Origin of the sequence: Stenotrophomonas sp. PFBMAA-4, from assembly GCF_030053215.1 — a bacterium.
GTDB lineage: Bacteria > Pseudomonadota > Gammaproteobacteria > Xanthomonadales > Xanthomonadaceae > Stenotrophomonas.
Map to the genome: position 1 here is coordinate 87,115 of NZ_JASGBW010000016.1, position 13,485 is coordinate 100,599.

13 protein-coding genes and 2 tRNA genes are annotated in these 13,485 nt (G+C 65.4%); 9 read left to right on the plus strand and 6 right to left on the minus strand.

The window, feature by feature from the left end:
* Window positions 1-13 precede the first annotated feature (13 nt).
* From cydB to QMZ26_RS11895, 4 genes are all read left to right on the plus strand, one after another.
* On the plus strand, window positions 14-1,168 hold the full coding sequence (gene cydB / locus QMZ26_RS11880; RefSeq protein ID WP_283221558.1) for a cytochrome d ubiquinol oxidase subunit II: 1,155 nt from the start codon (window positions 14-16) through the stop codon (window positions 1,166-1,168).
* Between the two features lie 95 nt (window positions 1,169-1,263).
* Window positions 1,264-1,380 carry a cytochrome bd-I oxidase subunit CydX gene (gene cydX, locus QMZ26_RS11885; protein WP_079222503.1) on the plus strand — a complete coding sequence of 39 codons (117 nt, stop codon included), beginning with the start codon at window positions 1,264-1,266 and terminating at the stop codon, window positions 1,378-1,380.
* A 55-nt stretch (window positions 1,381-1,435) separates the two neighbouring features.
* A tRNA-Pro gene (locus tag QMZ26_RS11890) sits at window positions 1,436-1,512 on the plus strand.
* A 141-nt stretch (window positions 1,513-1,653) separates the two neighbouring features.
* A tRNA-Pro gene (locus tag QMZ26_RS11895) sits at window positions 1,654-1,730 on the plus strand.
* 110 nt (window positions 1,731-1,840) lie between these two features.
* Here the strand turns inward: QMZ26_RS11895 and QMZ26_RS11900 are convergent.
* From QMZ26_RS11900 to QMZ26_RS11925, 6 genes are all read right to left on the minus strand, one after another.
* On the minus strand, window positions 1,841-2,194 hold the full coding sequence (locus QMZ26_RS11900; protein WP_079222504.1) for a hypothetical protein: 354 nt from the start codon (window positions 2,192-2,194) through the stop codon (window positions 1,841-1,843).
* A 486-nt stretch (window positions 2,195-2,680) separates the two neighbouring features.
* Entirely contained in the window at window positions 2,681-3,430 is a 750-nt protein-coding gene (locus QMZ26_RS11905) for an Imm52 family immunity protein (protein WP_283221559.1), read from the minus strand.
* Window positions 3,427-4,227, minus strand: coding sequence for a Tox-REase-5 domain-containing protein (locus QMZ26_RS11910; protein WP_283221560.1), 801 nt, complete (start codon window positions 4,225-4,227; stop codon window positions 3,427-3,429). The genes QMZ26_RS11905 and QMZ26_RS11910 overlap by 4 nt, the downstream gene beginning before the upstream one ends.
* A gap of 8 nt (window positions 4,228-4,235) precedes the next feature.
* The gene (locus QMZ26_RS11915; RefSeq protein ID WP_283221561.1) at window positions 4,236-4,571 is read right to left on the minus strand and encodes a hypothetical protein; all 336 of its coding nucleotides are present in this window, start codon (window positions 4,569-4,571) and stop codon (window positions 4,236-4,238) included.
* On the minus strand, window positions 4,571-5,041 hold the full coding sequence (locus QMZ26_RS11920) for a DUF4123 domain-containing protein (RefSeq protein WP_283221562.1): 471 nt from the start codon (window positions 5,039-5,041) through the stop codon (window positions 4,571-4,573). Before QMZ26_RS11920 ends, QMZ26_RS11915 begins: the two co-directional genes overlap by 1 nt.
* Complete coding sequence (locus tag QMZ26_RS11925; RefSeq protein ID WP_283221563.1) at window positions 5,041-5,478, minus strand: PAAR domain-containing protein; 438 nt, start codon at window positions 5,476-5,478, stop codon at window positions 5,041-5,043. The genes QMZ26_RS11920 and QMZ26_RS11925 overlap by 1 nt, the downstream gene beginning before the upstream one ends.
* Before the next feature lie 328 nt (window positions 5,479-5,806).
* Between QMZ26_RS11925 and QMZ26_RS11930 the strand changes: the two genes are divergently transcribed.
* The 5 genes from QMZ26_RS11930 (at window position 5,807) to pgaD (ending at window position 13,068) form a co-directional block, all read left to right on the plus strand.
* Window positions 5,807-7,012 (plus strand): MFS transporter, encoded by a 1,206-nt coding sequence (locus QMZ26_RS11930; protein WP_079222507.1) that lies wholly within the window; start codon window positions 5,807-5,809, stop codon window positions 7,010-7,012.
* Between the two features lie 376 nt (window positions 7,013-7,388).
* Window positions 7,389-9,428, plus strand: a complete 2,040-nt coding sequence (pgaA, locus tag QMZ26_RS11935; protein ID WP_283221564.1) for a poly-beta-1,6 N-acetyl-D-glucosamine export porin PgaA — start codon at window positions 7,389-7,391, stop codon at window positions 9,426-9,428.
* A gap of 1 nt (window position 9,429) precedes the next feature.
* Window positions 9,430-11,325, plus strand: a complete 1,896-nt coding sequence (gene pgaB / locus QMZ26_RS11940) for a poly-beta-1,6-N-acetyl-D-glucosamine N-deacetylase PgaB (protein ID WP_283221565.1) — start codon at window positions 9,430-9,432, stop codon at window positions 11,323-11,325.
* A 1-nt stretch (window position 11,326) separates the two neighbouring features.
* The gene (gene pgaC / locus QMZ26_RS11945; protein ID WP_283221566.1) at window positions 11,327-12,580 is read left to right on the plus strand and encodes a poly-beta-1,6-N-acetyl-D-glucosamine synthase; all 1,254 of its coding nucleotides are present in this window, start codon (window positions 11,327-11,329) and stop codon (window positions 12,578-12,580) included.
* The gene (gene pgaD / locus QMZ26_RS11950; RefSeq protein WP_108747038.1) at window positions 12,577-13,068 is read left to right on the plus strand and encodes a poly-beta-1,6-N-acetyl-D-glucosamine biosynthesis protein PgaD; all 492 of its coding nucleotides are present in this window, start codon (window positions 12,577-12,579) and stop codon (window positions 13,066-13,068) included. Before pgaC ends, pgaD begins: the two co-directional genes overlap by 4 nt.
* Window positions 13,069-13,485 lie beyond the last annotated feature (417 nt).

Here is a 13,485-nt window from a genome sequence, read left to right on the forward strand (position 1 = left end):
CAGGAGAATCCAGATGGAATTCATTGCACTTGATTACACCACGCTCCGCGTGATCTGGTGGCTGCTGCTCGGCATCCTGCTGATCGGCTGGGCGGTGATGGACGGCTTCGACCTCGGCGTTGGCACCCTGCTGCCGTTCGTGGCGAAAACCGATGAAGAACGCCGGCTGGTGATCAACACCGTCGGCCCGGTCTGGGAAGGCAACCAGGTCTGGCTGGTGCTGGGGGGCGGCGCGATCTTCGCCGCGTGGCCGCCGCTGTATGCGGTCAGCTTCTCCGGCTTCTACCTGGCGGTGTTTGCCATGCTGTTCGGCCTGATCCTGCGGCCGGTCGGCTTCAAGTACCGCAGCAAGATGCCGTCCAAGCGCTGGCGCGACAACTGGGACCGCGTGCTGTTCGTGGGTGGCCTGCTGCCGGGCCTGATTGCGGGCGTGGCGGTGGGCAACGTGCTGCTGGGCGTGCCGTTCCACTTCGATGACACCCTGCGCGTGACCTACACCGGTTCGTTCTTCGGCCTGCTCACGCCGTTCGCGCTCATCGCCGGCCTCGTCAGCGTGGCCATGCTGGTGTCGCACGGTGCGGCCATGCTGGTCATCAAGACCGACGGCCCGGTGGCCGAACGTGCCGCGCGCTACGGCAGCATCGCCGCGCTCATCAGCTTCGTGCTGTTCGCCGTGGCGGGCGTCTGGGTGGCCTTCGGCCTGCCCGGCTACCAGATCACCTCGCAGGTGGTGACCGATGGCCCGACCAACCCGCTGCTGAAGACCGCAGCGATCGGCACCGCTGCCGGTGGCTGGCTGCGCAACTACAGCAGCATTCCGGCCACGATCGTGTTCCCGGTGCTGGGCCTGCTGGGGGCGCTGGCCAGTGCGGTGCTGCTGCGTGCACGCCGCGGCGGCCTGGCCTTCATCGCCTCGGGCGCCTCCATCGCCGGCATCATCCTCACCGTCGGCTTCGCCATCTTCCCCTTCCTGCTGCCGTCCTCCAGCCAGCCCACCTCCAGCCTGACCGTCTGGGACAGCTCGTCCAGCCACCTCACGCTGTGGATCATGCTGCTGGCCACGGCCATCTTCCTGCCGATCATCCTCGCCTACACCACCTGGGTGTACCGCGTGCTGAAGGGCAAGACGACGGTTGAAGAGATGGGCGACAACCCGAACGCGTATTGATGGATTGCATTCGTGCCGACCAACGGTCGGCACCCACCATGAGCACTCTGTGCCGGCCACGGCCGGCACATGCCCCGAACGAAGGAGATACGAGCATGTGGTATTTCGCCTGGATCCTCGGCACTGGCCTGGCCTCCACCGTGGCCATCCTCAACGGCATGTGGTTCGAATCGCGCGAGCGGAACCGCCTCGAGAAAGAAAACAGTCGCTGAGCTGTAAAAAAGCCTTGCCGCCTTGGCCTTCACACGGTATCTTAGGCGGCTCCTTCGGGGTGTAGCTCAGTCTGGTAGAGCGCTACGTTCGGGACGTAGAGGTCGCAGGTTCGAATCCTGTCTCCCCGACCACTTCGGTGGTCGCATTGAAGCCTGGTGAAGTCTTCCAGGCTTTTTTGTTCCCTGAAGGGTTCCATTGCTTCGGCAGTGTGAAGAAACACCATTTACCCCTTGCCGCCATCGGGGTGAATGGATAGAATAGGCGGCTCCCTTCGGGGTGTAGCTCAGTCTGGTAGAGCGCTACGTTCGGGACGTAGAGGTCGCAGGTTCGAATCCTGTCTCCCCGACCACTTTGGTGGTCACCAAGAAGCCTGGAAGACGACAGTCCTCCGGGTTTTTTTGTGCCTGTCGCCCGGGCCTGCAACGGGGCAAGGGAGCCGCCCTGCCCCGCCGCGTTCCTTCAGCAGGGCCGCACGTTCAGGCTGGCATACATGGCCAGCGCCCGGCAGGCCTGCATCAGCCCCTCCACGATGCGCTCGCCCACATCCTGGTCCGGCCCGCCATCCTGCCGCGCCCGCTCGGCCGCCAGCAGGATGTCATGCACGGTGCGCAGCCCCACCAGCGCACAATCCAGATCGGCCAGCGCGATGCGCCGGCCTGGGGCCAGCTGCCGCTCTGGCCAGGGGCGGCCATCGGATGCGCCGCCGCTGTCGATGCCACGCAACTGCGCGACGAAGGTGATGGGCTCGCCTGCCACATCGGCATTGGCCGGCGCGTGACCGGTGGGCGGGAAGGAAGTATCAGACGTCTTCATGGGCATTCTCCATGCAAGGAAAACAGTGAAGCCGCCGCAGAAAAGCGGCGGGCGATACGTGGCTGCAAAAACCCGGCTGACTTCGTTCGGGCGGATGTGCTTGCGCACACCCCCACGCACCGCCCGCCATGGAACGCGAACGGAATGCCAGCCGGCGCCGCGCGAAGCGACGCCGGCTGGCAAGCGTATACAACAAGTCAGCTCGGGTTTTGCAGTCCCGGCCACCCTTTTCCGGTGGCATGCGAAGGTGTAAACGCCAACGCACGATGTGCCAATGGGCAAACGCGCCACTGCAACAATTCGTACGATTCGCGACATTGTTGCACAGCGTCTGCGGGCGTCCAGAACCTAGGGGCGCAAAGGCTTGGCAATGTTAAGCCGCAAGCGACGTTGTGCCGCGCGGCAAGATGGGGGACGTGCGGATTACGTCACCCTGCGCGCGGTGGCGACGCTTCGCGCGAGGGTCAGGACTGGCCGTGGTTGTGCTCAGCCCTTGGAGTGAGGATCGGTCACCGGCAACAGGTGGTGGCTGGCTAGATCCATTTCGACGCGGTGAACTCGCTCTACCTGCGCGTCATCGCAGGGATCGAATACGCCTGGAACCGAGACGATGACCGTACCCAGGCCATCAATCGGGTGGACGGCATTCGCGTCGCATATCTGCGCGTGGGCGATCTGCGCGGGCACGAAGCCCATCCAACCGAAGAATTCCCGGTGTTGATACAGGCGCCGGTCAAATTGATAGGCCACAAGGCCCTTATCGGGAGTTTCGGCTTTGACGTCCGTGCAGGCGAACGCAGGCTTCACCTCCTTTACCAAGCAAATCATCGCGTTGAGCATGATCGACGAGACGGCTTCTCCGAAAGGCTCAATCCCACTTATCCTAAAGTAGCTAGAGCCGTTTCTCGGATTCAACGAAAGAACTACAACCCCAGGCTTGCGCCAGTCCCGATTGTTGTCAACGTTACTCAGAATGATGGAGGCACCGAGCTCTTCATAATCACCAAATCGAGTGCGAAGGCCTTCAATCTTTTTCTCCATTTTCATCAGGATCGCCTCTGAATCCTTTAGCGACACCGTCTTCTCCTCCCGGCTGGAAGGAAGCGCGTACCAGTCTGTCATCGAAGGACAAATCCTTGCCAGGCCCTTGGTAACGTTCACAGCCATAGTCAGAACCTGCTCCGGTGATCGCGACCCCGGTGTTGTGCAGAAGTTGGTTTGCGCATCGATAATCATAGACCTCCTCCCGAGAAGGGCTCGTATCTGCAGATCACGGGGTCGACACGGCCAAGAGCGATGGCAGCTTGCATCGTCCGTGCCTGCATAAAACACCACAAGAGCTTCGCTTGCGGACCGGCAATAGCAATTGCAGCGCGCTGTCTCATCATCTCGTCCCTAAAGGGAACAAAAACACCATCCTCCACAAAGTTGTACTTTGGCCTCCCTTTCTCATCCAGAAACTGCTCATACCTCCCCTTCGCCTCCACCACCGTGCAGTCCTTCAACCAGAAGCCATCAAACTCACAGGCGTTGAAGTGCCACTCCTGCACGGTACGGGAGAACCCGTCGCGCTCAAGGTAGTCAAACAGTGTATCCACCGAGAACAACCGCCGATCTGGATCGGCCTTGTCCGCCACCATGAATCCAAATCGCAGCGGCGCCGAGCGCAGGTTGGCAATGTACAGCTGGTACTCGTAGTTGATCAGATTGTCTTGGGTAACGAAGCGCGGGGTGATCGGTGGACCAATGAACCCCTCCTTCAGCAGGCACTCGTTGCACGCGGTCTCGTCGGGCATCTGCGAGCAGTCCACCTCCCGCGCCTTGGCCGTCGGCTCAGCGCGCGCATCCGGTTTGGCTTCACCGCGCACCCGCCGCTGGATACCGCCCACTACATCGCGGATGCCGTCGGCCACGTCACCGGTGGTTGGCCCGCCATAGGGATCCACCGGGTTGCCGTCTTCATCCACGCTGCCGTTACCGCCTCCCATGCCGGGCCCAAGCCAAGGCCGCAGGCCGATGATTCTGGTGCCCATCGTTGCTCCTAGTGTCCTGCCAGATTCGACAGCAGATCCGCCGCTGCCAGATTCGGGTTCTTTGCGCTGCGCATCCAGATATCCGCTGCTGGGACAGCCCGCAGACCGCGCGCCCATGCCACGTCCGCCTTCACCCAGCGCACCAGCACCGGCAGGTGGGTAATACGCAGCACATAGGCCGCGTGGTCATGGCTCTTCACAACGTCGTCCATCAGCGCCGCATCGCTCAGATGGCCGACCTGGCGGGGGTACTCCGCGCGGATCTCCCGGCACAACAGCGGGAAGAACGTGGAGGGATCAGGCAGGCGCAGCAGGGCTTCCTGTTCCTTTGTAATCTCAAACATCAGCCGGCCTCCGTTGCATGCAGCGCTTCGCGATCCAGGGTGTAGCGCTCGCCCAGCATCTGGAAACGCCATTGCCGCAGCGGGCCCATCAACTGCCTGCGCTGCTGCAGGGTGAAGGCGGCCTGCAGGCGCAGGAACACGCGGCCATCCCAGTAGCGCAGCAGTGCCAGCGTGCCGTTGGGGCGGCGCAGGTCCAGGCAGGTTTCCAGGTGCTGGTACACCGCCTCAAAGCCGGCGTCGCTGCGCAGCCAGGCCACTACGGGCCTGTCCCGTTCCAGCGCGCGAAGCCATCCATCCACCTGGGTGTGGGCCTGTGCGGGCAACTGCAGCAGCCACGGGCCGGCGGATGCGTGGGCGGCCTCGGGCTGGCGCGCAAGCAGTGCGCGGTGTGGCAGGTCCTGCGCGTACCAGGCCAGCGCTTTCGGCGTATCGGCATAGGCTGCGGCATCGACAATGGCGTATCGGTTCATCAGCGCCCCAGGAAGGTTGCGCCGGATTGGGCACCGGCCAACAGGCAGGCCTCGCACACCGGCGCCTTTTCAGCCGTCGGCGCGGCAGGCGCAAGCGCTGCGGGTGAAACCGCACCCGCCGCCTGCGTGGGCTGCGCCGCCGGCCCGCTGCCTGCGCCGCCGCCACCGCCCGCATCCACGAACACCAGGGACTGCTGCCCGGCGATGAGCGAGCACCCACACGACAGCTTGTCGCCGTCACGCGCCACCGGCTGGCCCTCAAATACCAGGGTGGAATCACCACTGACGATGGAGGCCACGACCTGATGTTTGGGGCAGGTGGCTTTGTCACCTACCCGCGCCACAGGCTTGCCCTCGATGTCGGTCGCAGGCGAACCGGTAATCACCCGGCCCCCGCCGCTGGTCGCATCCCCCACCACAATCAACGTCCTTGCCACCCCACCATCCTTCCGTACTGGATTCGGCCCGAACCTAGCAATGGCGCAAACAGCCTGCACTGGAGCGCAGCGAAGCGTGCCCTGCCGTTGGCTGGGCGTGCGCCAGGCAAACGCTGGAAACACAACGGATTCGCTGGACCAGAGCGGATTTCCGGGGTGCTGCGACAACGGACATCAGGATGTGCGGATCGCGACAGTCAGCGCCGGCAGGACCGGGCGCATCGCGCCACGTACAATGGCCACCTTTCCCCCACCCACCTCACCGGCACTGTCCGGTGCGGCGCTGCACGCCCACGTTGCGGCGTGCGCCACCTGCAAGGACCCCCGCATGACGTCCCCCACTTCGCCCTCACCCTCGCTGCTGCATGGCCGCCTGCTGGCCTTCGTTGCCATCCTGCTGGCGGCGGTCAACCTGCGTACGGCGGTCACCTCCATCACCCCGCTGCTGGACGTGCTGGGCCAGCAGTTCGGCTTCGGCACCACCATGACCGGCGTGCTGGGCATGCTACCCACGGCCTCGTTCGCACTGTTCGGCGTGACGACCCCGGCCGTGGCCCGGCGCCTGGGCCTGGAGCGCACCACGCTGCTGGCGATGACCCTGGCCATGGCCGGCCTGCTGCTGCGCTCCAGTGCGGGCAACGTCGGCACCCTGCTGCTCGGTTCGGTGATCGCGCTGGCCGGCATGGGCATCGGCAACGTGGTGGTGCCCCCGCTGGTGAAGCGCTACTTCGCCAACAAGGTGGGCACGATGAGCACGCTGTACATCAGCGTGCTGCAGCTGGGCACGATGACCCCGGCGCTGCTGGCGGTGCCGGTGGCCAATGCCGCTGGCTGGCGCGTGTCGCTGGGCATGTGGGCGCTGCTGGCCCTGGCCGCCGCCCTGCCCTGGTTGCTGCTGGCCAAGCGTGCGCCCCGGCCGGTGCAGGACAGCAGCGACCCCAGCGCACAGCCGCACGGCAAGGTCTGGCGCACGTCGCTGGGCTGGAGCATGACGCTGATGTTCGGCATGACCTCGCTGATGACCTATTCGATGTTCACCTGGCTGCCGCGCATCGTGGTCGAGGCCGGTGCCACGCCTGCGTTCGGTGGCGTGATGGTGGCGGTGTTTTCGGCGTTGGGCCTGCTGCCGTCGCTGGTCATCCCCTCGCTGGCGGTGCGCCTGCCGAACCCGTTCCCGCTGGTGCTGATCGGCTTCTTCGCGTTCGTCATCGCGTTCACCGGCCTGCTGCTGGCACCGCTGAAGGCGCCGCTGCTGTGGGCGGCGCTGCTGGGCGTGGGCCCGTCCACCTTCCCGCTGGCCCTGACCCTGATCAACCTGCGCACGCGCACCCCCACCGGGTCGGCGGCGCTGTCCGGCTTCATGCAGGGCGTGGGCTACAGCTTCAGCTGCCTGGGGCCGTTCCTGGTGGGCTGGCTGCATACGGTCAGCAATGGCTGGGGACTGCCGTTCGGCTTCCTGTTCGGCTGCGCGGCGCTGATGCTGGGCGCGTCGTGGGTGGCGTGCAAGCCGCGCAAGCTGGAAGACCTCTGGTAGACCACCGCCGGGGTAAAGTCGAGCTTGCTCGACTGTTCCGGCAAAACGCAGTCGAGCAAGCTCGACTCTACACATCGCTTCGGCATCTGCTGACGTAGGGTGTCCAATCATGACGCGGAGGGGCTGCCGTTCTGGGCGGCTCCAGACCCCGGGTCAGGGCGCGGCGGCGCCCGGCGGACGCCTTGGGCGCCGCTGATAGACCTGAAAAAGTGTTTGGTTGTCAGGGAGTTGCGATGAGCTTGACCGGTCTGGCGGGACTATTGCGTCTTAGCGGTAAAGGCAGGCTCTGGCCACCTTGGGAGACGGCCAGGCACAGTTGGCATGTGATGTGCGTCACACTTTCAGCACATCGATGAAGGGATGCTAAGGGGGGTTCATGATTGTCCACCGTCCGCTGGCGCTCTGCGTCGGCCTGGCCTGCGCCGCGCTGGCGTTCGGGGCCCATGCCGCTTCGCCGCCACCCGCCGCCAGCCGCGCTGACCGGCTGGCCGAAATCGGCCACTACCGTGACCAGGCCCGCTGGGTCGATGCCTTGGCCGCCATCGAGCGCTCGCAGCTGCAGGAGCCCAACGATCCGCTGCTGTACAAGCTGCAGGTTCTGACCCTGGGCGATATCGGCAACGCCGACCGCGCCTGGCGCCTGTACCAGGCGCGGCCCGACCTGTTCGATGCCGACCAGAAGGCACGACTGGAAGCGAACTACATCGCCAAGCGGGTGAACTGGAGCCTGGCCTACGGCCAGAGCGAGGACAGCCGCCTGGACGAAGCCGAAGCATCGCTGGCGGAAATGGAGCAGTACGTGCAGCGCGATGGCAAGCCGCTGGCGCAGGCGCCCCTGCGCATCCGCATGGACCGCCTGATCCTGCTCAACCGCCTGTCACGCCATGCCCAGGTGCGCGACGAAGCGCGGGCCCTGCAGCAGGAAGGCCATGCCCTGCCCGACTACGTGCTGCCGGCAGTGGGCGATTCGATGATGGCCACCCAGCACCCGGACGAGGCGATTCCGCTGCTGGAAGCGGCAGTGAAGAACGATCCCTCGCGTTTCCAGTCGCGTTCCGAACTGGCCTATGCCTACCTCGAGACCGAGCAGGCCGAGAAGGCCATCGGCTACCTGGGGGCATGGCAGAAGGATGAGCCGGGATGGCGCTGGGGCGGCGGCAAGAGCCCCTATGCCAACTGGGCGCGCTACGAGGCCGACCTCAACCTGTCGATGATCCGCGCCTACAGCGGCGATCTGCCCACCGCACAGCGCGAGCTGGAAGCCCTGGTCGATGTCGGGCCCGGCAACGGTGGCCTGCAGACCGCACTGGGCAGCGTCTACCAGATGCGCGGCTGGCCACGCCGCGCGCTGGAGCGCCACCAGATGGCCTACACCCTCGACCCGCGCGACGTGTCGCCGCGGATCGGCATGTACGAATCCTACGTGCAGCTGCAGCGCGACGACCTCGCCCGGCCGCTGCATGACGATCTGCTCGAGCGTTACCCCAACCAGCCCTCGGTGCAGCGCATGGACCGCGACTGGCGCGCGCACCGCGGCTGGCAGCTGCAGGCCACGGTGGAAGGCGGCCGCAGTTCCGGCGGCGGCGGCAGTTCGCCGCTGGGCAACGACGACCTGCATTACGGCACCGAAGTCGCCTCGCCGATCCTCGACGACCGCTGGCGCCTGTTCGCCTTCGCTGACCGTCGTTCGGTGACCTTCCAGGACCAGAAGATCAACCCGCTGTGGATGGGCGCCGGTGCACGCTACCGCTTCGGCCGCGTCGATGCCGAGGCCGCCGTGCTGCGACCCAACGACAGCATCGGCGACACCGGCCTGCGCGGCGCCTTCGGCTGGCAGTTCAACGACCAGTGGCACGCTGGCGTGACCGCCGCGCGCAACGATCCGGAAGCCTCGATGCAGGCGCGCGTGTCGGGCATCACCGCCGACAGCGTGGCGGTGGCGGTGGATTACACCCGCAACGAGCGCACGCACTGGAGCCTGGGTGGCAGCCAGTTCCGCTACGACGACGGCAACCGCCGCGAGACCCTGAACACCGCGATCGAACAGCGCCTGCTGACCCGCCCGCGCGTGGTGGTCGACGGCCTCGGCAGCCTCTACACCAGCCGCGGTTCGCTCGACGATGCGCCCTACTTCAACCCCTCGCGTGACCGCTCGGTGGAAATCGGCCTGCGCATCGACCAGCAGCTGTGGCGCCACTACGAGCGCCACTTCCGGCACCGCCTGACAGTGTCCCTGGGCGACTACTGGCAGGAAGGGTTCGGCAGTTCGCTCATCCCCACGGTGGCCTATCGCCACGAGTGGCAGTTCGGCCAGGGCAGGATCCTGGAGTACGGCGTGAGCTGGTCGCGGCCGGTCTACGACGGCCAACGTGAACGTCACATCGGCTTCGATGCCGCGCTGCGCTGGGGAGAGTGAGATGGAACGGATGCTTCGAAACCTGATGACCGTGCTGCTGCTGGGGCTGGTGCTGCTGGCCCTGCCGGCCGCTGCCCAGGAGCGCGAGCTGGATTCGGCCGACAACGGCCTGCTGGTGCTGAGCTACCACGACATCCGCGACGATGTGCGTGAGAAGGGTGATGCCGATGCCTATGCGGTCAGCACGCAGAACTTCGCTGCGCACCTGGACTGGCTCAGCGCGCACGGCTACCACCCGATCTCGCTGTCGCAGCTGATCAAGGCCTCGCGCGGCGAAGCCCAACTGCCGCCGCGGCCGGTCCTGCTGACCTTCGATGATGGCCTGCGCAGCGTCTACAGCCGCGTCTACCCGCTGCTGCGCGCCTACAACTACCCGGCGCTGGTGGCGGTGATCACCGACTACGTCGACATGGCCCCGGGCCGCACCATCGACTACGGCTACCGCCCGTTCGGCCACGATGATTTCCTGACCTGGGACCAGCTGCGGGAAATGCAGGCCAGTGGCCTGATCGAACTGGCCAGCCACACCGACAACCAGCACCACGGCGTGCAGTCCAACCCGCAGGGCAACCAGACCCCGGCGGTGATCACCCGCACCTACGACCCGCAGACGCAGCGCTACGAGACCACGCAGCAGTATGAAAAGCGCCTGCGCGACGATCTCGCGCTGAGCGTCAAGCGCATCCAGAAGGAACTGGGCGTCACCCCGAAGGCCATCGTGTGGCCGTATGCGGCCTACAACCAGCTGAGCAACGATATCGCCGAACAACTGGGCATGCCGGTGTCGTTCGACCTGGAGGGCCGCAGCACCCCGGTCACTTCCGACCTGCATGGCCTGGCCCGCCTGCTGGTGACCAACAACCCGAACGTCAGCTCGCTCGCCTTCGAACTGCGCCGCAATGTCAGCCTGGATGGTACCCGTGCCCTGCAGATCGACCTGGATGCGGTCTACGACCCGGACCCGGCACAGCTGGCACGCAACCTCGACAAGCTGATCGACCGCGTCAAGACGGTGGGCCCGACCCACGTCTACCTGCAGGCCTTTGCCGACCCCGATGGCAACAACACCGCCGACGCGCTGTACTTCCCCAACCGCCACATGCCGATGCGCGCGGACCTGTTCAACCGCGTGGCGTGGCAGCTGAAGACCCGCGCCGGGGTGAAGGTCTACGCCTGGCTGCCAGTGCTGGGCTACGAGCTGCCCGATGCGGCACAGCGCACCGCGCTGGGCATCGCCAGCCCGGAACGCGACGGCATGTACCGCCTGGACTTCACCAAGCCGCAGGCGCGGCAGATCATCAAGGACATCTACGAAGACCTGGCGATCAACTCGTACTTCGAAGGCCTGCTGTTCCATGACGATGCCTATGTGCGCGACACCGAACTGGCGCAGCTGCCGCAGGAAGGCACCGATGGCGGCCGCACCCAGGCGCTGATCGACTTCACCCTGGAGCTGCGCGATACCGCCCAGCGCTGGCGGCCGAAGCTGGGCACCGTGCGCAACCTGTACGCGCAGCCGGTACTGGAACCGCAGAGCGCCAGCTGGTTCGCCCAGCGCCTGGACCTGTTCAACCACGCCTATGACCGTACCGCGCTGATGGCGATGCCGTGGATGGAAGGCAGCAAGCACCCCGAGCGCTGGCTGGACCGCCTGGTCACCGCCGTGCGCGCGCACGACCCCGAGCTGAAGCACACGCTGTTCGAGCTGCAGACCGTGGACTGGCGCACGCAGACGCCGATCAGCGGCCAGCGCCTGCGCGCGCAGGTACGCCGCCTGCAGGCGCAGGGCGTGCGCCATTTCGCGTGGTACCCGGACGATTTCATCGCCGACAAGCCGTCGACCACGGACGCGCGCGCCGCGATGTCCGCGCGCAACTTCCCGTACCCGGAGAAGTGACATGGACATGAGCCCCTGGCTGTATGCCCTGTTCCAGTTCGCCTTCTTCTACCCGATGGTGATGGCGTTCTTCTGGATGTCAGGCGGCCTTTACTACTTCTTCCGGCGCGAGCGGAAGTCGCGACCGCGCAATGATCCGCCGCCGATGGACAGCTACCCGTTCGCCACGCTGCTGATTCCCTGCCACAACGAATCGGACAACCTGGACGACACCATTGGCGCGGCGCTGGCGCAGCGCTATCCGGATTTCGAATTGATCGCCATCAACGATGGCAGCAGCGACGATACCGGCGCGCGCCTGGACGCACTGGCCGCCCTGCACCCGCGCCTGCGGGTGGTGCACCTGGACCGCAACCTGGGCAAGGCCAATGCGCTGCGCATGGGCGCCCTGGCCTCGCGCTCGGAGTACCTGGTGTGCATCGACGGCGATGCGATGCTGGAAGAGTACGCCATGCACTGGATGGTCTGGCACCTGACCAGCGGCCCGCGCGTGGGCGCGGTGACCGGCAACCCGCGCATCCGCAACCGCTCGACCCTGCTGGGCCGCCTGCAGGTGGCCGAGTTCTCCTCGATCATCGGCATGATCAAGCGCGCGCAGCGCGTATACGGTCGCATCTTCACTGTGTCCGGGGTGATTGCCGCGTTCCGTCGCACGGCACTGCACCGCATCGGCTACTGGGCCGACGACATGGTGACCGAGGACATCGACATCAGCTGGCGCCTGCAGCTGGACCACTGGGACATCCGCTACGAACCCAACGCACTGTGCTTCATCCTGATGCCGGAGACGCTGAAGGGCCTGTGGCGGCAGCGCCTGCGCTGGGCGCAGGGCGGCGTGGAAGTGCTGCTGCGGCATGGCGCATCGTTGTTCAGCTGGCGCAAGCGGCGCATGTGGGGCGTGCTGCTGGAGTACATCCTCAGCGTGTTCTGGGCGTACACCATGCTGCTGATCGTGGTGCTGTGGGCGCTGGGCAAGTTCATCCCGCTGCCGGCCCCGCTGTACATCGACACGCTGCTGCCGCAATGGCACGGCGTGATCCTGGCGCTGGTCTGCCTGCTGCAGTTCGCCAGCAGCCTGATCATCGATCGTCGTTACGAAACACACATTGGACGCAACTACTTCTGGGTCATCTGGTACCCCATGGCGTACTGGCTGATCAGCCTCTTCACCACCCTGGTGGCGTTGCCGAAGACGTTGTTCAAGCGCCGCGGCAAGCGTGCCACCTGGGTCAGCCCTGACCGGGGGATCCGATGAGCACCGTCCGCGGCACCACCAAGACAAAATCGTCCAACCGCTTCGATTCGCGGTTGATCCAGAAGTCGCGCCAGCAGCCGCGCCTGCAGCGCACGGCCTGGGGCTTCGTGACCCTGGCGTTCTGGGGTTTCTATTTCTACCTGTGGGCACCGCTGGTGACCCTGGTTTCATGGCTGCTGGGCGGGCATCTGGCCTACGTGCAGCTGTACCAGCACAGCCAGCACGTGGATCCGTTCGTGATGATCGCGCTGCCGGTGATCCTGGTCTGCTGCTCGCTGTTGCTGATCGCCTGGGCCGAGTACAACCGTTTCCGGTTTGGTGGCAAGGAGCGGCGTGCGCCGCGCGAGGATTCCAGCCGCCAGGACATCGCCCGCGCACTGGGTGCGAGCGATGCGCTGGCCGAGCAGCTGATGCATGCGAAGGCGGTGACGCTGCACATGGATGACAACGCACGGCCGGTGGGACTGACGCGGCAGCCGATGTTGTAAGGGGGGAGTGTTTTTTTGCAGGGCTTGCAGCCCTGCACCTGCCGAATCAACGTCAACGTCAAATGCCTGCATTCCGTGGGATGGCGGGGCGGTGGCTGTTGGTGGGTGCCGACCGTTGGTCGGCACATCTGTCAGATGTCGAATGAATCATCCACGCATGGCGTGGATCTACTGGCAACGGTGGCTGTTGGTGGGTGCCGACCGTTGGTCGGCACATCTGTCAGATATCGAATGAATCATCCACGCATGGCGTGGATCTACTGGCAACGGCGGCTGTTGGTGGGTGCCGACCGTTGGTCGGCACATCTGTCAGATATCGAATGAATCATCCACGCATGGCGTGGATCTACTGGCAACGGCGGCTGTTGGTGGGTGCCGACCGTTGGTCGGCACATCTGTCAGATATCGAATGAATCA